Consider the following 17402-nt stretch of genomic DNA (forward strand, 5'->3'; position numbering starts at 1 on the left):
ACAAACTAACTACCTAGGAGGCCAACCTATATGTCAATTATTCAATGCCCAATCTCAGAGTGCGTGAACTGGAAAGAAAACAACTGTGGAGCTTCTGTTGTACAAATTAAACAAGAAAATGCAGAATGCCTCACGTTCGAAAAGAAAGAGAACAGAAAGTAATAAAAGCGTAGCGCTTATAGAAGCACTTGCATCTACATGTTGAAATTATCGGTCACGATAATGCGAGCATGTGAGCAAGGGCTTTTTATTTTACACACACACGAACCCCCTCATCTCACCAAAATTGGGTATGAATAATTATTTTGTTAAATGTATATTTCCTAGTTGTAAAGTGGTTGTTCTGTGATATATTTATTGCTAGAAGCGCTTCTAAATCCACATTTTCCACACAACACGTATGCACTAAAAATAATTTTTATGCATATTAATGAATTAAACCCTTCCTTTACAGCAAGTTCCATACTCACGCTATTTTGTTAAATCCGAACGTTCAGACACTCACTCTCTGTGTTAGTTATTTTTGAATATTTGGGAGGTTAATAATGAAACATTTCAAAGTATTGCTATTGGCCCTGTTTGTTGTTGTTCTTGCTGTGCCTGTTCAAGTTAGTGCAAGTGCCGCGTCCACTCAACAAGAAACCGCTCTTGATAACATTCAAGCGTTATACCCTTATTTGACGAAAGAAGAACTCACAACAGAGATCGGGCTAGCCGCTAAAGCTGCCAACATAACAGTGGAGGAAGCTGCACAGCAAATTTACAACGAGTTGCAAGCAAGCTTGGAAGAAGAGTCGGCCACTATTTTTGCAACGGGTGAAAAAGGGAAAGGGATTTATCCGCTCGACGGCAGCGCGAAAGGGAACATTTTTTACGAAACAGCATCTACGGTTGGTATTCCTCACGGTCATGTCGGCATCTACTACGACTTCAACACACTTATCGAATCATTACCTTCTAGCGGTGTAAGAAAAATTTCGAGATCAGCAAAAAAAGTAGACCCTGGCTCCAGCATACTTGCTGTTAATGGGTTATCTGACACGGCAAAATCACAAGCCGCAACGTGGTCTAACGGACGGCTCGGTGAAACGTACTCCTACAATTTTATTAACAATCGCAACACAAGCTGCTACGGCGACAAGAACTGCTCGAAGCTTGTTTGGTGTGCATTTGAGAAAACCTCAAATATTGATTTAGATGTAAACGGTGGCTTTGGTGTGTATCCGAAAGATATTCGCGATTCTGATTTAGTCACAAGATTGAAAGCTTACTAAGTTTAAGCTGGCAGTAAGATAATCAGAGGATTGGTGCACCGCGACATGCGCTCTGCGATCAATCCTTTGGTTATCTTCTTTTTATAAGCGGACAAAACGGAGGTTTCTATGGGACCGTTCTTTAATAAAAAACTCAAGCCAAAAGCTAATTATGTACTTATTATTTGTGTCGCATTAGCGCTCATTGCTGTGTACATGTATAAGATGAATACCATTAGTGGTCAGCGTTCTGAAACGATGCAGCTCAAAGATGCCGTCGGGTTTGCCTTTTTCTCTACTTCTTTACCGAAGGAGAAATTTTTTAGCGGACATTCTCAGCTATTCGTTATCGATAAACAAGGAAACACAAAAATGATCGAGAACCGTGGATTAGAGCTTAATGCTCCTATACAACTAGGTAACTCCGAACAAATTATTTTTCATCAAAAAAAATCAGTTCAAGTGTTTAACGCTTCCTTGGTACTAAAAGAATACCCGTTACCACCCTCCTGCCATGTAACAGCAGCGTACATGCAATCTTCTGGCTACGTTAAGGGCGCAAATAATAGCCCGAAGGATAGCGCCAATTATTACGCTTTATTCAATGTGGGCTTCGATTTGAAGTCGAACTATCAAAAGTATGTATCCATTTTGCGTTGGGGAAATGCGGAACAGCATCAGTGTACAACGATCCCCTATTATGTTGATGCCGTAGGCGAAGACGATAAGTATGTTTACGTATTGTCCTATGATGAACACAACAAGAAATTCAACCTCATTCGGCTAGAGCTGGGCCAAGGCAAACAACATGTTAAAGAAGAACTGACACCGTTACAACCTACATACAACAGCAGCATTTTGCCCCTTTCTCGGCTTATGAGTCGTGGTGAGCACTTGTATCTCGTGTACAGCGATTTAACCGCTGATCAAAAAATTCGCTTAAATGTCATGGAAATTCACAAAACGAATCATCGTGTTCAAGTGTATCCACTACATACGTATGCCAATGATCCGGGTGGAAAATATTATTCGTTTGGACATAACGGAACTGGCATTATCGAGGACACGCTTTACTTTGTTGATGGATTCGGCACGATTCTCCCTTTCGATCTATCCATTAAACAACCAAAGGGCACATCTGCTCTGCAAGGATTTACGCGTAAGGAATATTTAAATGACGAGCAGAGCTATTTAAAGGGAGAGCATTATTACTTGTTCCGATTCGATGAACAGAAGCAAATTCACATTTTGGATCAATTTCGAATCAAAGATGGGAATTTTGTAAAAAGTATTGAAATACCCGCTATCGTTAAGCAGCGTAATAAGGATTTGTTTATGTATGATTTTAAAATGTTACGTGAGTTGTAGAATGTTAAGTAAGTTGTAGGCTTAACTGGCGGCCGCGCCTTGCCTCTTTCCTGTCTCCATATGTTATAATTGTGAAAAATGAGACGCACAAAAGGCTTTCACCCAAGCCAATTCAAGCGGGACAAACAAAGGGGGGACGCGGCATGTCAGCAGGATGGTTTGCAATGTCCTTGCACGCGCTTGCGTTATTAGCCGAATCAGAAGAAGGATATACGAGCAAATACTTAGCGGGCAGTGTAAATACGCACTCCGTCTTTCTAAGAAGAGTGCTCTCCAAGCTGGTACAGGCAGGCATTGTAGAAACAAGAGAAGGGCGCGACGGCGGATATCGCTTAATTCATAAGCCGGAGCAGCTAACGTTAGATGTGATTTACCGGGCATTGGAAATGGACACCGTCTTGCCACCAAGTCCAGCTGACCCGAATCAAAATTGTCCGGTTGGCTATGGCATACCACCGGTAGTGCAGCAAATTGCACAGCAAGCGGATGATGCCGTGCTGCAACTGCTGTCGCAATATACCATTGCCCAGGTGCGGGATCTTGCGCGCCAGCAATTTGAATTAGGGGCACTTATCGCTGCCAGTGCATCGCCTGATGATGAACGAAGCAACGATAATCTAAGCGATAACGAGCCAAATTAATAACTCAAATATCAAGCCCGAACAGTCTGTCACAGCAGGCTGTTTTTTTTGTTGCCATTTTGGGCAAATTATTTTTCGTGGGATAACGGTTGACATTCTGTAACTTATGTAGTTATAGTATAAACATTGATTCTTAACTGAAATCGAATTAATTATAGTAATGGAGGGATTGAAGTTGAACCCAACTTCTTATGGAATTGCACTCGTCCGTATTGTGCTCGGACTCACATTTTTACTTCACGGATTGGATAAATTCACAAATGGGATTGAAGGAACAGCTGGCTTCTTCTCTAGCATAGGTATTCCAGGTTTTATGGCTTATTTCGTAGCTACTGTTGAATTGGTAGGCGGGGCACTTGTTATGGTCGGATTGTTCTCACGCTTGATTTCAGCGATGTTCGTGGTCATTATGCTCGTGGCTATCTTCACGGTAAAGATCGGTGCAGGCTTTGTCGGCGGATACGAACTGGATCTTGCATTGCTTGTAATGTCCGTCTTAATTGCGGTGGACAGTCGTTCGGCGCTGTCACTTGATGCCGTCCTGTTCGGTAAAAAAGAAGCGGCGTAAATAGGAATTAAGAGGCATATCTCTGCGTTGTAAGACGTAGGGGTATGCCTCTTTTGTATGCATATGAGGGGTGCCTAGCTGCGACCCCCGCGAATATAGATGTCGGGCTAGCTTGTTAGACGTTATGTTGCACGCTGCATGGTGTACGTTGTATGGAGTGCGGTTTACGGTGTACGATGTACGGCGTGATTACACCGCTTTCGTATTTCTACATTTAGGAAAGGTACTACAGCCGTAAAATTTCCCCCTAGGGCCTTCTCTTATAACGAGCAGTTGCCCGCATGACTCACATATTTGCTTAACAGGTGGAGCGTTTTTCAGAAATGATTTGGGTGCTGCTTGAGGGTTTACTTTGATGATCATATCCATAAGTTGTTCTCTACTTATGAGCAGAACACCATTCGACTTGGCAAGACTAGTGGCTGCATGGGTGTAATCGCGATTAGAAACAACCCACGCTTCAGAAGCGTTATAGTAATTCATTGAGCTATGTACCTGTTGCACAGCTTCGATGCCTACATTTTTACTGTACCGCTTGGCTTGAACAACGATTGTTCTACTGTCCTTGGATAGGATAAGGTCAGCACCGTAATCACCTGATGCACTAGTCACCTTAGTCGAATAGCCTAAGGCTCTAAACAAATACCCCAAATAATGTTCGAACTGCCTGCCGCTCATCTGATCAATTTCATCAATGCCTGATTTTTTTAATTTTTCAACATAGCTGATATGCCGAACAATTAACACGAGAATTGAAATCACTACAGCAAAAAATAGAACCGAAAAAGCTACCTGCATAGACTCGGTAAAGAAGTAGGTGCCCAGAAAAGAGGAAATACTAACGAAACCTACTAAAGCTCTTATTGGGTCTGTTTTTTTGTGCGATTTTCTTTTCTGTCTGCCCATTTAGCTACAAGCCCCCCTAAAACATTCCTTATTGTATATATGGTTAATTATACCACATTATTGGCGGAATATGCCGTCCACCAACTTAGTCTATAAGTAAAGCTCTGTATGGGATCTGTGCGTGATTTGTGCAGGATCTGTGTAGGATTTGTGTAGGAACAGTATGGGTGTTGTATGAGGATGTTCTTGAACAGAGGAGGTATTGTTTATTGGAGGGAATTAGCTTGATTTACAACTATTCAAAGATATTCATTCACAAAAAGTCAAACCGCCATGTAAAGTTCAAGCCAGCATATGATTTCTATGCGTTCTTTACATGGCCGCGTGAACAATTTGTTTAATATGATCGCAATTATGCGGTGCCGCCATCTTTGGCACAACTCTGCAAGCAGATGGGCACACACATCGGCGTTCCCATAATCGGGTCCACAAACAGGCGGCATTCTACGCCGAATACGTCTCGAATCATTTGCTCCGTAAATACGTCCGCCGGAGCGCCCTCACTGTAAATCTGGCCATCCTTAATGCTTAGCAAATGATGCGCATACTGCGCGGCTTGGTTCAAATCGTGCAGCACGATTACGATTGTACGGCCATGTGTGCGATTTATTTGACGTATCAGTTCCAGCACCTCAAGCTGATGAGCTAAATCCAAGTACGTTGTTGGCTCATCTAGCAGGAGCAGTTCCGTCTCTTGCGCGAGCGCCATCGCGATCCACGCGCGCTGCCGTTGGCCGCCAGATAAGCTGTCCAGCGGCGTATCGGCCTTGTCTTTCAAGCGTGTTGCTTCAATGGCCCAGTCTACCATTTCCCTGTCTTTCGCTGTGGAACGGGAGAACATCCCACGATGAGGGTGGCGCCCGTACTCACACAGCTCTCTTACCGTTAATCCATCAGGCGCAATGGGGCCTTGCGGCAAAATAGCTAACTTCCGCGCCACTTCCTTCGTCGACTGCTGATGAATATCTTTGCCGTCTAAGTAGACGACACCTTTGGTTGGCTTGAGCAAGCGAGCCAACGAGCGTAACAGCGTTGATTTTCCACAGCCATTGGCACCGATAAGTATCGTAATTTTTCCTTCAGGGATGTCTAAATTAACATCTCGTACAATCGTCGCTTCTCCATAAGACAGGTTAAGCTGCTCGGTATTTAATTTGCCCACGGTTCATGCTCCTTTCGCACTTGTTCTTATTTGTGACTATCTCATCATTCCTTATCGCACTCATCGCACTTATCCCACTCTTCACACTTATCGCACCTTTCGCTCACGACGCAGTAAATATAAGAAATAAGGTGCGCCAATTGCCGCTGTAATCAGTCCTGCCGGAAACTCAACAGGTGGAATAATAGCCCGACCCAGCGTATCAGCCGTCAGCACTAAAATGGCTCCGATTAAACCCGCCACTGGCATTAAGATGCCATGCTTGGCACCCACAAGCCGCCTTGCCATATGCGGGGCAATTAAGCCTATAAACCCGATAGCTCCGACCACCGCTACGGACACACCAGCTAACGCAACGGCAAGCGCCACCAACAAGAGCCGCAAGCGCTTCACGTTCTCACCAAGTCCGGCGGCTACATCGTCACCTAATACGAGAACATCAATCTTGCCAGCAAACGCTAACGCTAGCGGAATAAGAAGCAGAAGCCATGGTAGGACGCCTAACACTTCATCCCAACCACGCCCCCACACACTGCCTGTCAGCCAGATGAGCGCCGCATTCACGTCTACCGGATGCTTCACCATCAAGTACTGAATGCCTGCATCACACATTGCACCAAGAGCAATACCTGTCAGCGCTAATGTAGTCGGTCTTGCGCCACGTCTATATACAAATGCAAATAGCAGCAATGCTACAACCGTCGCTCCCGCAAATGCAGACAGAGGCAAGGCAATGATCGATGTAGCCGGAAACAAAATGATCGTGATCGATGCGGCTAAGCCCGCTCCTTTTGTAATGCCGATAACATCAGGCGAAGCCAGCGGATTACGCAGCACACCTTGCAAAATAGTGCCTGATATCGCTAACCCCGCTCCAACCAACACCGACAACACCACACGCGGCGCACGATATTTTTCAATAATGAAAGCACCCTCTGCATCTTGCCCGAATAGGGTAAGCATCACCTGATCCACTGGAATATAGACGGCACCTACCCCTAAGCTAACCAGCCCGAATAAAAGGAGGAGCATAACGAGTGCAGCAGCAATAAATCGTTGCCTCGTTGCTATGTTGAGACGTGCTACATCCGCTTGCTTGTCCGACATCATTTGCTTATGCAGATTATTCATGACGCTTTCCTCCTTTATGGGCTAAATACAAGAAGAACGGCGTACCGAGCATCGCCGTTACGATACCGATAGGCGATTCGTAAGGATACGCAATGTAACGAGAAGCGATATCTGCATAAATAAGCAGTACCGAACCGAACAGCGCCGAACATGGCAGTACGTAGCGATAATCAACCCCAACCATCAGGCGCACAATGTGCGGAATAAGAAGACCGACAAAGCCGATTGGCCCAGCAACAGACACCGAGCTACCAGCTAACACAATGACTAGCAATCCGCCGACAAAGCGCGTTACTTCAACGCGCCCACCTAATCCTCTGGCGATATCATCCCCCATGCTCAACATCGTGAACGACCTAGATAGCACAAAGGCAGCTGCTAGCCCCACGATTGACCAAGGCAATAGCACCTCGACATGTTTCCAGTTGCGGTTCTCAATTGCACCAACTAGCCAGTAGAGTACGCTGTCGGTCGTATTTTCATTAAATAAGATAAGCCCCTGTGTCATCGAGGATAGGAAAAAATGTACCGTCATGCCTGCAATCGCTAAGCGGGCGGGCTTAACATCTCCACCAGTGCTAATAAAATACACCAGAAATCCGCCGAGCGCGGCACCTAAGAACGCAGAATAAACGAGCTGCTGCTGTGTCAGCTGCGGCAGCAAAATAGTCGATGCCACCACGACGAGTGAGGCACCCGCGTTTACACCGAACACTTGCGGATTGGCGAGTGGATTGCGCGTGATCGCCTGCATAATGGCACCTGCTACGGCTAGGCTTGCGCCAATTAGAATAGCTACCAGCGCACGTGGCAGGCGAATTTCCTGCACGATCAGCATCTCCTTGGTATGGTCCAAATAGAGCAGCGCTTTAATCACTTCTGCGAAAGAAATATCTGATGAACCGAGTGATACGTTCAGAATTAAGCCAAAAAACAATAAAATAAATCCTATTAGGAGCGTCAACAGAAACGCAGGACGCCGAGAACTACGATGTTGTTCCGTCACGCGAAATTTTGCCTCCTTATCGCTTCGATCTAACTTCCAATCCAGTCGCAACATGCCGACATATGGACAAAAAGGCAGGTGCTCAATGAGAACACCCACCTCTTATATATGCATTAGTTTGCCGTTTTTTTGCAACCCGACACGTACTGGATCGCTTCGTCTACCATGATTTCTCCAGCAACGAGCCCACGCCAGCGCGTCCACAAGTTACGATCAACCTCGAACACTTGCTGCTTTTTAACAGCGTTCAATTGCTGCCAGAGCGGATTTTCAGACCACTCGTCTACAATCGTTTGCTCACCGTCTGTCTTCATCAAGAACAGGACATCCGGATTAATGTTCAACAGTTGCTCCAATGTCAATTCTGCATACGGTGCTTTCGGATCTTGAATGGCGTTCATCAATCCGACCTTCTCAAACAGCGCTCCCCCGTAAGAGGATGACGTGTGTGCATTAAAGCCTTCCTTACGGACAGCTGCCGACATAACCGTCTGTTTCGCGTCTGTCGCAGGTGCTTTTGCTTTCAACGTTTCAAGCGTTTGCGCGTGCTGTTCCAAACGCTTCTTCCCTTCCTCTTGCTTGTTCATTGCGTCAGCAATCGTTTGGAAGGAAGCTATATTGTCATCATACCCAGCTTCCAAGCTTTTCAGCACAAGCGTAGGCGCGATTTCTTTCAAATCTTCATAAATCGCCTTATGGCGTTTCCAGTCTGCAATAATCAAATCTGGCTTCAAAGAGCTGATTACTTCCAAGCTAGGTTGCTTACGCGTACCCACAGAAGTGTAACCTGCTACTTTATCGGCCAGTGGCTTCAAGATACGGTCTGTCTTACCGTCATCTGCAATACCGACTGGCTTAATATCAAGCGATGCCAACGCATCAACGAAGGAGAATTCCAGTACGACTACGCGTTGCGGCGTGCCTTTCAGTTCCGCTTCGCCCAGTTCATGCTTAATCTTGCGCGCTGACTCGGTTGTTGCTTCTTTTTTCGTAGATTCATTGCCGCTTGCTTGTCCACCTTCTGTTGCCTGCGAACCACAGCCCACAATGAGGAGCATTGTTAGCAATATAGCAAAGACGGTTTGGTACTTTTTCTTCAAAGTCATAACCCCCAGATGTAAATGCACATAAAAAATGTAAGGTCAAATCATTTGTTGAGAATGATTATCACCAGTTTATCATATTGCGACTTATGCCAATTGTCAACAATATTCGACATTAATTATGAAAAATAACTATCCTATGCTGAAGTGGTTATCGTTTTCATAACGTCCATACCCTATGTAAAACAAAAAAGACAGCCGCTAGGCTGCCTCCTTCTATTGATACCCTATGCCAATTGCGCTTTGAACTCCTCAGGTGTACGCTCCCACCATTCCGCGTTATGCGTAATAAGCAGCTCACGCAGTGCTGCCTTCTCTTCATCACCCAAGCCGTCCGCAATAACACGACGCTTCATCGCATAGTCCATCTTATTTACATGGTCAGCAAGAACTTTCCAACCACGCTTCGCTTCCGTATCCACTAGCATTTCGCAAGCAGACAGGCCGCCATAAAATGCGCCCTCCGGCCCACGGTCAACTGCTACCCACACGATCCAGCATTGACGACCGTTAGGCACATCCTCTTTGTTCGGGGAAAACTTAATGCCGCGCTCCACTTTACTCTTTGCGTGCATAGCACCCATATCAATGTAAGCACGTCCCTCGTCAATGATGACTGGGGAAACATTGTTCAAGTCGATGCTACCTGCACCAAATCCTTTATGCTTAGTACCGCTAACCACGTTCAACGCAAGCGGCTTCTTAACTTTCTTATCCGATTGTTCCATTATTACGCGCGCTCCTTCCTTGCCCTTGTCCGATCTGACGCGATCGTCTCAGGTGGTGGATTAAATCAATTTTCATTTTAGCTAATAATCCGCAAAAAGCCAACATATACATGCTGTAGATTGCTTGTCAACGGGAGGTAAGAAACGTATGACCCGACGCACCGCCTATCGTTCCATTTTTCAAGTTGTTGCGTTAGTTGCAGCATGCTATCTCACTTTTAACTGGTTCTGGCCGTCGGGCTCACTCCCCTCACTCCACACGCAAGAGCCTGCAAGTTCGGAGGAGCCTACAGCCCCACAACACGTGGAGCAGCCTATAACAAAGCCACTAAGTGAACGTGTAACTGAATATCACATCGACGTCAAACTGGACGAGTCTTCTCATACGCTGTATGGATATCAGACGGTAACATGGACGAATCCGGGGAAAAAGACCGTCAACGAACTTTATTTTCATTTGTATCCAAATGCGTTCCAGTCTCCGCAATCTACTTTTATGAAAGAGTCCAAAGGAGCGCTGAGGGAGGATAAAATGCCTACCGATGGATTCGGCGGTATGACTGTGACCACGCTGCAAACGACAGATGGCTTTTCACTTATGAATCGAATTGATTATGTGCAGCCGGATGATGGCAACGAGCTTGATCGAACGGTCATGAAAATTAGGCTTCCGCAACCCGTTAAGGCAACTGAGGCTATTACTTTAAAAATGAAATATGAAGTGAAGCTGCCCAAAGTATTTGCCCGCATGGGTTACTCCGATAACTTTGTCATGGCTGGACAATGGTTCCCGAAGGTAGCTGCCTATGAAAAAGCTGGCGTTCGTGGCCGTACATCCGAAGGGTGGAACGTGCATCAATACCATGGAAATTCGGAATTTTATTCGAATTTCAGCATTTATAGTGTCCGAATTAAAGTGCCTGAGCCATATATCGTGGCTGCAACTGGGTTTCCGACGAAGACACCTGTAAATGAGCAGGGCTGGAAAACGTATCAATTTTATGCCGATGATGTGCACGACTTTGCATGGGCTGCTTCGCCTAACTTCGTCTACTTTGAAGAACCTTTTTCGGCCAAGCATGTACCTGGGGTGCGCATTAAGCTTTATTTGGACCCGAAGCATAAGGAACTGAAAGAAAGATATTTATATGCGGCCAAAACAGCCTTGGCTAAATATAGCGAGTGGTACGGAGAGTATCCTTATTCGACGCTGTCGATTGTCGTTCCGCCTAAATCGGCTAATGGTGCTGGGGGCATGGAGTACCCTACGCTCGTTACCGCCTTTGGCGCGGAGGACGATAGCCCTGGCTACGATTTAGAAAGAACCGTCGTACACGAAATTGGCCATCAATATTTTTATGGCCTGCTCGCCTCCAATGAATTCGAAGAGGCATGGCTAGATGAGGGCTTCACTTCTTATGCAGAAGATAAGTTGATGGAAGAAGAATTCGGTGTCACGCCTAACTTGGCCGTACAGGCGAGCTACATTACGAGCCCAGCGCCATTGAAGCTTGAGGCATGGCGCTACAACCATCAAGATCATTACGCCGAAAATGTGTACTTGCGTGCCAAGCTCGTGCTACGAGCGATGGAGGCTCAAGTCGGGGACAAGACCATGCAGCGCATATTGCGAACGTACACGCAGAAGTACCGCTTCAAACATCCGACTACTGCCGATTTCCAACGGGTCGTCGAGCAGGTGACGAAGCAAAAATGGACCCAATTTTTCAATCAATATGTGTACAGTGACAAAATGGCTGACTTTGCGGTTGAAAGTATCCAGACCGAGCGAATTGCCCAAGGAAACGATAATCACTACGAATCTACCGTACATATTCGGAAGCTGGGAGCCGATTATCCGAACATCACCATTGTGTTCAGCTTTGCTGACGGCAGCATTACACGCAAAGTATGGAATGGCGATGGTGATCGCATTCGCTACAAGATTAGCCACCCCAAACCGTTAGAATGGGTCATGGTTGATCCCCTTTACAAAATCGTGCTCGAAAATAAGCATATTAACAATTATATGCGAGCTGAGGTTGAAGAACCGTTGCGAACGCGCTCCAATTTGACTGTCGTTAAATTAATGGAAGCGATAACGAACGTGCTAGGGTGGTGATAACGATGAAATTATATGTACATGAAGGATGGACTTGGTTAAAAGATCATGTGTATATCGGCATTATTTTGTTCTTATATCAGCTGCTGTGGGGCTTTTTTCTGTACCGATTCATCGAAGATATCGTCGTTCCCGTGCTCCATCGTTACCCTAACCCCCCGCCAACTGAACTAAGTGCGCAGCTGTTTATAATGGAAAGCCAGTTTCATTTGATGAAGACGAGCGAGTATACACCTTATTTGTGGACGGCACTAGCGTTTATTGTTGTTCACATGCTACTGACCCCGCTCATCCATGCTGGCCTATTTTACTCCATGGCGCACTCGCGTGTAGGACTTAGCTTTTTTAAAGGCATCAAAACAACGTGGAAATCGATACTATTTTTATATGTGTTGGAAATGACCGTACTCTTGGCACCGGCCTACTGGTTCATACCGCTGGCAGCAAAGTCATTAGCTAGGCATCCGAGCTTACAAACACTCCTTACTGATTTGTTACCATTCGCGCTCGTATGGGCTTTAGGCGGCTGGCTGTTACACCATGTGTTCCTCTTTTTAAAATTTGGCGTCGCTTCTGAGACGGCACTGCATCGTGCTCTTGGTATTGGCATAAGGCGCTTGCTGCCTACACTTGGACTATCGGCCCTATTTATGGCTATAGGCTTGGCGTGCAGCATAGCTGTAACCAGTGCAGCTTTCTTATGGACGGGAATGACGGCACTTATTTTGCAGCAAGCGTTCCCAGCCGTGCGCGTATTTCTTAAAATGTGGGGGCTATCTGCCCGCTACGCGGTATGGCGCGAAGCAGACAACACGAAGTAGTTACGGTAGTTACAGTAGTTAACGAGCGGTTGCTGAATAATCGTTGTCGAACCATTTCCTGACCGTTACATTTATCGAACAGATCTTGCATAAAAAGGCTTGCTTGTCGTCGGCTATTGCCGATCAAGCAAGTTTTTTTTGTGAATAGGGCAAAAATGGTTTGTAAAAACAAAACCCGTCTGCTAAAATAAACCTTAGATTTGTTACAACTTTGTAATTAAATCAGATCTAGTTCTTTCAATTTTGTAATTTATGTACCGTAATCTAGATGTGACATTCCAAAATGCGCCGAATTCCCGTCCACATCCGGGAAACGGGGGAACCAGTCTTTACGGGTGAATTGATCTTGCCGCAAGCAGAGATCATAGGTTACCTTCAACCGAACCCTTCAGCTAACCTCGCAGGCAAGGAAGGGGCTTAACCAATTGAAAAAGAAGCTGGCTACAGCGGTGCTGGGTCTGAGCGTCCTGTTCTCTTTTAGTACAGGCAGCGCATTTGCAGCATCCAAGATGGACAATACGATCGAAGACTTACTAGGAGTTCCGTATTCATACGGAGGTTCGACAACAAGCGGTTTTGACTGCTCGGGCTTTACGAAATACGTATTCGACAAAATGGGCATCGATTTGACTCGTTCCTCTTCCTCGCAATTTGAAGAAGGAGATAAGGTCAGCAAAGATGAACTCCGTCCTGGAGACTTGGTCTTTTTTAACACTAGCGGTAAAGGTGTATCACACGTTGGTATTTTTGTCGGTAACGGCAAGTTTGCTCATTCGGCATCCAACGACGGTGTACGCATCGACAAACTAAGCATGGACTATTATGAGAAGCGCTATTTGGGCGCTCGTCGCGTAATGGCCGAAGAGAAGTTCGACAGTTACGCGAGCTATGCAGTTGCAACTGCACAGAGCGGCAAATAGCATTCATTTCACGTTATAAGCTATTCGTTTATGGGACAAGCTTGGTAAAAGGCGATATTATCGCACTTTACCAGGCTTGTTTTATTTCAGGTTGAACATCGTATAATTCGTATTACCCTTTTTTTCAAAAAGTAACACAAACGCTATCATTCCACACTGCCTAGCAAACAAGCAAAAAGAGAGCCATTCCCCAATCATGGAGAACAGCTCTCTATTTCTTTACGTTTATGGTTTATCGTTAGGCAGCAGCATTATGATTCGATTTCTTGCGGCGCAGCTTCACGATCATCTCATAGACGATCGGTACGATAAGCAGCGTCAGCAGTGTCGAACTGGTCAAGCCACCGATTACCGTCACACCGAGACCACGAGAGATTACGCCGCCGCCTTCCATCCCGATAGCCAGCGGAATTAACGCCCCGATCGTCGCGATCGCCGTCATCAGAATAGGACGGAGACGCGTCGTTGCCGCTTCTAGCAAGGCTTCACGTACAGAATAGCCTTCCTCTTCCTTTTGGATAACACGGTCAATCAATACAATTGCATTCGTCACAACGATACCGATCAGCATCAGCATACCGATAAGTGCAGATATACTAATCGTCTCCCCAGCTATATAGAGAGCCACCATCGCTCCGATAACCGTAAATGGAAGCGAGAACAGGATAGCGAATGGCGCCGCTCCACCGCCGAAAGTGATAACTAAAATCAAGTACACAATAGCGATCGCCGCCAACATGGCAACTCCAAGCTGTGTAAACGATTCTTGAATATCAGCCGTCACACCGCCTGTGGAAATCTCAACACCAGTCGGAAGTTTCATTGCATCTACTTCCTTCTGAGCAGCAGCCGATACTTCGCCAACGTTGGCTCCGTTTATTTTGCCGCTGACATCAAGCACAAGACGACCATTTTTGCGTGTAATCGTATCCGATGTTGTACCTTCGTTCACCTTAACGACTTCAGACACTTTAACCTTGGTTCCAAGAGGAGTCGTCAATTCGCGATTCAACAGGTCATCTACCGACTTCGTCTTTTCTTCTTTCACCTGCAAATATACATTCAGCTCTTCCCCGTCCTTCTCGACGGTTGTTAACACAGGCCGTTCCCGCTGTTGACTGAGCAACATGCCGACATCAGCAGACGTTAGGCCATACTGGCTTAGCTTTTTATGATCAATCGAAAATGTGTATTCTTCATATGCGTCAGATAAACTGGACTGCACATCACTTAGACCTTCTACCTTCGCTAACCGCTTTTCTAAATCAGCTACGACAGGCTTCATTTTGTCCAAGTTATCGCCATATACGAACAACTTCAGGTCGTTGCCACTAAAGCCGCCAGAGGCGAAGTCCATCTGCCCCCACTCACCTTTACTCGTCTTCGCCTTTAGATCCTTCATAACTTGATCTTTCAGCTGTGTAAACTCCGGTGTGTCTGGCTTGTACTTCACGAAAAATAGCGCCTGATTGCGCGCACCCGGACTGAACGGATTCTCGCCACCCACTGAGAACTGCACGACTTCTACATGTTCATCTGCTTGGAAGTACGATTCCGCGACCATGGCCGTATCTTTCACTTCATCCAAAGTCTGACCTGCTTCCGGATTATAGGTCGCAATAATCATCTTTTCTTCTTCCGAAGCTATAAAGCTGACACCAACGAGCGGTGCAAGCATCATACTGCTTACGAGCAGCAACACCGCAATCAATGACGTAATCCCTTTATGGTTCAACGACCACTCAAGTGTACGCTTGTATGCCAAAGCCAAGCGGCCTGGCTTATCTTCGTGATGCTGGTGCTTCTCATGAATACCACGCTTGAACATCTGATGCGCCATCATCGGCACAACCGTAACCGCTACGAGCAGAGATGCAAGCAAAGAGAATACGATCGTCAAACCGAACGGCAAGAACAACTCGCCGATCATGCCCGTTACTAGACCGAGCGGCAAGAAGACCGCAATCGTAACAATCGTTGAAGACATAATTGGCACGAACATTTCCTTCGTTGCTTCACGAATTAAGTCCTTGCCCTTAAGCGTCTCCTGCTTTAAAGACATACGGCGGTAGATGTTCTCAACAACAACGATAGAGTCATCTACGACACGTCCAATCGCGACGGTCATCGCACCTAGTGTCATAATATTGAGCGTAATGTCCAACTGATTCAAAAATAGAACGGCAATGAGTAGTGATAATGGTATCGATATCACTGAGATAAGCGTCGTTCCGATGTTGCGTAAAAACAGCAAAATAATGAGCATTGCGAAGCCTGCTCCAAACAGTGCCTTGCTCAACATCGTGTTCACAGATTTCTCAATTGGTGCGCCTTGATCTGAAGTCGCGATGAAATCCAAATCTGCGTACTTGGCTTCGAAATCCTCAGCAACCGCCTTAACTCCGTTAACGACCTCCACCGTATTGGCATCAGCAGCCTTCACAACTTGCATACCGATGGCTTCCTTGCCATTCGTACGAGAAACCGACTCTGCCTTACCAGTCAACTCAATCGTTGCAAGCTCACTTAGCTTGACTGTCGGCAGCTTGATATCCGCATTAGCAGGAGGCGTCATCTTCGCTGGCTGCATACCAGGAGCCGTTGCGCCCCCAGTAGGCACTCCCGGCCGCTGTCCACTTATGCCAGCTGGTGCGCTTCCTGCTCCAGCTGCTCCTGCAGATCCAGTTGCCCCGCTAATGGCTGCTGGTGAATAAGGAATCTCTAGATTTTTCAATTCTTCTAACGTCGTCAACTTACCGTCAACGACAACTGATTGTTCCTTTGACTCGAAATTGTACAAGCCAAGCGGGAAACGCAAGTTGGACGCTTGCAGCAAGCCACGTACTGCCTGTTCCTGCAAACCGTATTTCGCGAGTTGATCAGCCTTGAATGTCAGCTGAACCTCTTCTACATACTGTCCCGCGACTTGGATGTCAGCAACACCCTCTACCCCTTCTAGCTTAGGTATGATCTCTTCTTGCACCTGCTTCGTCAAGGCCGCTAACGACTGCTTTTCGTTAGCCGCACTTAGCGAAATAACAGGAAATGCACTGAAGCTCATTCGTGAAACTTGAGGAGGTTGTACGCCTTCCGGAAGCTTCAGATCGGACAGAACGCTTTTCACTTCAGCCTCTGCTTTTTCCATATCTGTTTCGAATGTATACATAATCGTGACAGCCGATGCATTTTGGAACGATGAAGAGTCAACGACGTCTACTCCGTTCAAGTTCATGACACGCTGTTCGACCAGTTTCGTGACTTCGTCTGACACTTCCTGCGGTGCAGCACCCGGATAGACCGTTGTCACCGTTACAACTGGTGTCGTAATGTCGGGCAAGGTCTCCATTTTCATATTTACACCGGAAAATATTCCTGCACCAATGACAATAATCGTGATTAGCCATATGGCGAACTTGTTCTTCAAAGAAAAATTAATAATGCTATTCAACTTCTCGCCCCCACTGTTGTTATTAACCTCTGTATGAATAGGCCTATGATTCCCTTTTGACCGACTGGTCATAACAATATAAAATATAACTGACTGGACAGTCATAGTCAACTACACGTTAACGACCTTCGATAAACGATATGATAATCTGTGCAGCACAGGCTATTTACCTTTTCGATAAAAAATGAGTCCATCTGTAAAGCCCATTATTGACGATTATTGCAA

The 17402-nt window shown here is 46.0% G+C and carries 15 protein-coding genes and 1 riboswitch; of the genes, 8 read left to right on the forward strand and 7 right to left on the reverse strand.

Features of this window, described 5'->3' with window-relative positions:
• Positions 1-30: 30 nt before the first annotated feature.
• The 5 genes from KIK04_RS24420 to KIK04_RS09655 all read left to right on the forward strand — a co-directional run bounded on the left by KIK04_RS24420 (position 31) and on the right by KIK04_RS09655 (position 3830).
• Positions 31-162 (forward strand): DUF1540 domain-containing protein, encoded by a 132-nt coding sequence (locus KIK04_RS24420; protein ID WP_442951148.1) that lies wholly within the window; start codon positions 31-33, stop codon positions 160-162.
• Between the two features lie 383 nt (positions 163-545).
• The gene (locus KIK04_RS09640) at positions 546-1274 is read left to right on the forward strand and encodes a hypothetical protein (protein ID WP_232278030.1); all 729 of its coding nucleotides are present in this window, start codon (positions 546-548) and stop codon (positions 1272-1274) included.
• A 204-nt stretch (positions 1275-1478) separates the two neighbouring features.
• The gene (locus tag KIK04_RS09645) at positions 1479-2621 is read left to right on the forward strand and encodes a hypothetical protein (RefSeq protein WP_232278031.1); all 1143 of its coding nucleotides are present in this window, start codon (positions 1479-1481) and stop codon (positions 2619-2621) included.
• Positions 2622-2764: 143 nt separating this feature from the next.
• Positions 2765-3262, forward strand: coding sequence for an Rrf2 family transcriptional regulator (locus KIK04_RS09650; protein ID WP_232278032.1), 498 nt, complete (start codon positions 2765-2767; stop codon positions 3260-3262).
• Between the two features lie 160 nt (positions 3263-3422).
• Positions 3423-3830, forward strand: a complete 408-nt coding sequence (locus tag KIK04_RS09655; protein ID WP_442951149.1) for a DoxX family protein — start codon at positions 3423-3425, stop codon at positions 3828-3830.
• Between the two features lie 189 nt (positions 3831-4019).
• Here KIK04_RS09655 and KIK04_RS09660 read toward each other — a convergent pair whose 3' ends face one another.
• The 6 genes from KIK04_RS09660 to KIK04_RS09685 all read right to left on the reverse strand — a co-directional run bounded on the left by KIK04_RS09660 (position 4020) and on the right by KIK04_RS09685 (position 9866).
• A complete protein-coding gene (locus tag KIK04_RS09660; RefSeq protein ID WP_232278034.1) occupies positions 4020-4736 on the reverse strand; it encodes a restriction endonuclease in 717 nt (238 codons plus the stop codon).
• Positions 4737-5088: 352 nt separating this feature from the next.
• Positions 5089-5898, reverse strand: coding sequence for an ABC transporter ATP-binding protein (locus KIK04_RS09665; protein ID WP_232278035.1), 810 nt, complete (start codon positions 5896-5898; stop codon positions 5089-5091).
• A gap of 87 nt (positions 5899-5985) precedes the next feature.
• On the reverse strand, positions 5986-7029 hold the full coding sequence (locus KIK04_RS09670) for a FecCD family ABC transporter permease (RefSeq protein ID WP_269671014.1): 1044 nt from the start codon (positions 7027-7029) through the stop codon (positions 5986-5988).
• Positions 7022-8035 carry a FecCD family ABC transporter permease gene (locus tag KIK04_RS09675; protein WP_232278036.1) on the reverse strand — a complete coding sequence of 338 codons (1014 nt, stop codon included), beginning with the start codon at positions 8033-8035 and terminating at the stop codon, positions 7022-7024. Before KIK04_RS09675 ends, KIK04_RS09670 begins: the two co-directional genes overlap by 8 nt.
• Positions 8036-8148: 113 nt before the next feature.
• Positions 8149-9141: an ABC transporter substrate-binding protein gene (locus tag KIK04_RS09680; protein ID WP_232278037.1), complete on the reverse strand. Its 993-nt coding sequence runs from the start codon at positions 9139-9141 to the stop codon at positions 8149-8151.
• A 224-nt stretch (positions 9142-9365) separates the two neighbouring features.
• A complete protein-coding gene (locus tag KIK04_RS09685; protein ID WP_232278038.1) occupies positions 9366-9866 on the reverse strand; it encodes a YwhD family protein in 501 nt (166 codons plus the stop codon).
• 148 nt (positions 9867-10014) lie between these two features.
• Between KIK04_RS09685 and KIK04_RS09690 the strand changes: the two genes are divergently transcribed.
• From KIK04_RS09690 to KIK04_RS09700, 3 genes are all read left to right on the forward strand, one after another.
• Positions 10015-11988: a M1 family metallopeptidase gene (locus KIK04_RS09690; RefSeq protein ID WP_232278039.1), complete on the forward strand. Its 1974-nt coding sequence runs from the start codon at positions 10015-10017 to the stop codon at positions 11986-11988.
• 5 nt (positions 11989-11993) lie between these two features.
• Positions 11994-12809: a carbamoyl transferase gene (locus KIK04_RS09695; RefSeq protein ID WP_232278040.1), complete on the forward strand. Its 816-nt coding sequence runs from the start codon at positions 11994-11996 to the stop codon at positions 12807-12809.
• 276 nt (positions 12810-13085) lie between these two features.
• Positions 13086-13231: riboswitch (cyclic di-AMP (ydaO/yuaA leader) on the forward strand.
• A 3-nt stretch (positions 13232-13234) separates the two neighbouring features.
• Complete coding sequence (locus KIK04_RS09700; protein ID WP_232278041.1) at positions 13235-13729, forward strand: C40 family peptidase; 495 nt, start codon at positions 13235-13237, stop codon at positions 13727-13729.
• Between the two features lie 238 nt (positions 13730-13967).
• On the opposite strand, the gene KIK04_RS09705 is transcribed toward KIK04_RS09700, so the two are convergent.
• Positions 13968-17177, reverse strand: a complete 3210-nt coding sequence (locus KIK04_RS09705) for an efflux RND transporter permease subunit (protein WP_232278042.1) — start codon at positions 17175-17177, stop codon at positions 13968-13970.
• Positions 17178-17402: the final 225 nt, after the last annotated feature.

It is taken from the genome of Paenibacillus sp. 481 (assembly GCF_021223605.1).
Lineage (GTDB): Bacteria > Bacillota > Bacilli > Paenibacillales > Paenibacillaceae > Paenibacillus_B.

Bases quoted from the DNA above. Each gene is read 5' to 3' on its own strand.
- KIK04_RS24420 (WP_442951148.1), top strand. From the start codon at position 31: ATGTCAATTATTCAATGCCCAATCTCAGAGTGCGTGAACTGGAAAGAA.
- KIK04_RS09640 (WP_232278030.1), top strand. From the start codon at position 546: ATGAAACATTTCAAAGTATTGCTATTGGCCCTGTTTGTTGTTGTTCTT.
- KIK04_RS09645 (WP_232278031.1), top strand. From the start codon at position 1,479: ATGAATACCATTAGTGGTCAGCGTTCTGAAACGATGCAGCTCAAAGAT.
- KIK04_RS09650 (WP_232278032.1), top strand. From the start codon at position 2,765: ATGTCAGCAGGATGGTTTGCAATGTCCTTGCACGCGCTTGCGTTATTA.
- KIK04_RS09655 (WP_442951149.1), top strand. From the start codon at position 3,423: ATGGAGGGATTGAAGTTGAACCCAACTTCTTATGGAATTGCACTCGTC.
- KIK04_RS09660 (WP_232278034.1), bottom strand. From the start codon at position 4,736: ATGGGCAGACAGAAAAGAAAATCGCACAAAAAAACAGACCCAATAAGA.
- KIK04_RS09670 (WP_269671014.1), bottom strand. From the start codon at position 7,029: ATGAATAATCTGCATAAGCAAATGATGTCGGACAAGCAAGCGGATGTA.
- KIK04_RS09680 (WP_232278037.1), bottom strand. From the start codon at position 9,141: ATGACTTTGAAGAAAAAGTACCAAACCGTCTTTGCTATATTGCTAACA.
- KIK04_RS09685 (WP_232278038.1), bottom strand. From the start codon at position 9,866: ATGGAACAATCGGATAAGAAAGTTAAGAAGCCGCTTGCGTTGAACGTG.
- KIK04_RS09690 (WP_232278039.1), top strand. From the start codon at position 10,015: ATGACCCGACGCACCGCCTATCGTTCCATTTTTCAAGTTGTTGCGTTA.
- KIK04_RS09695 (WP_232278040.1), top strand. From the start codon at position 11,994: ATGAAATTATATGTACATGAAGGATGGACTTGGTTAAAAGATCATGTG.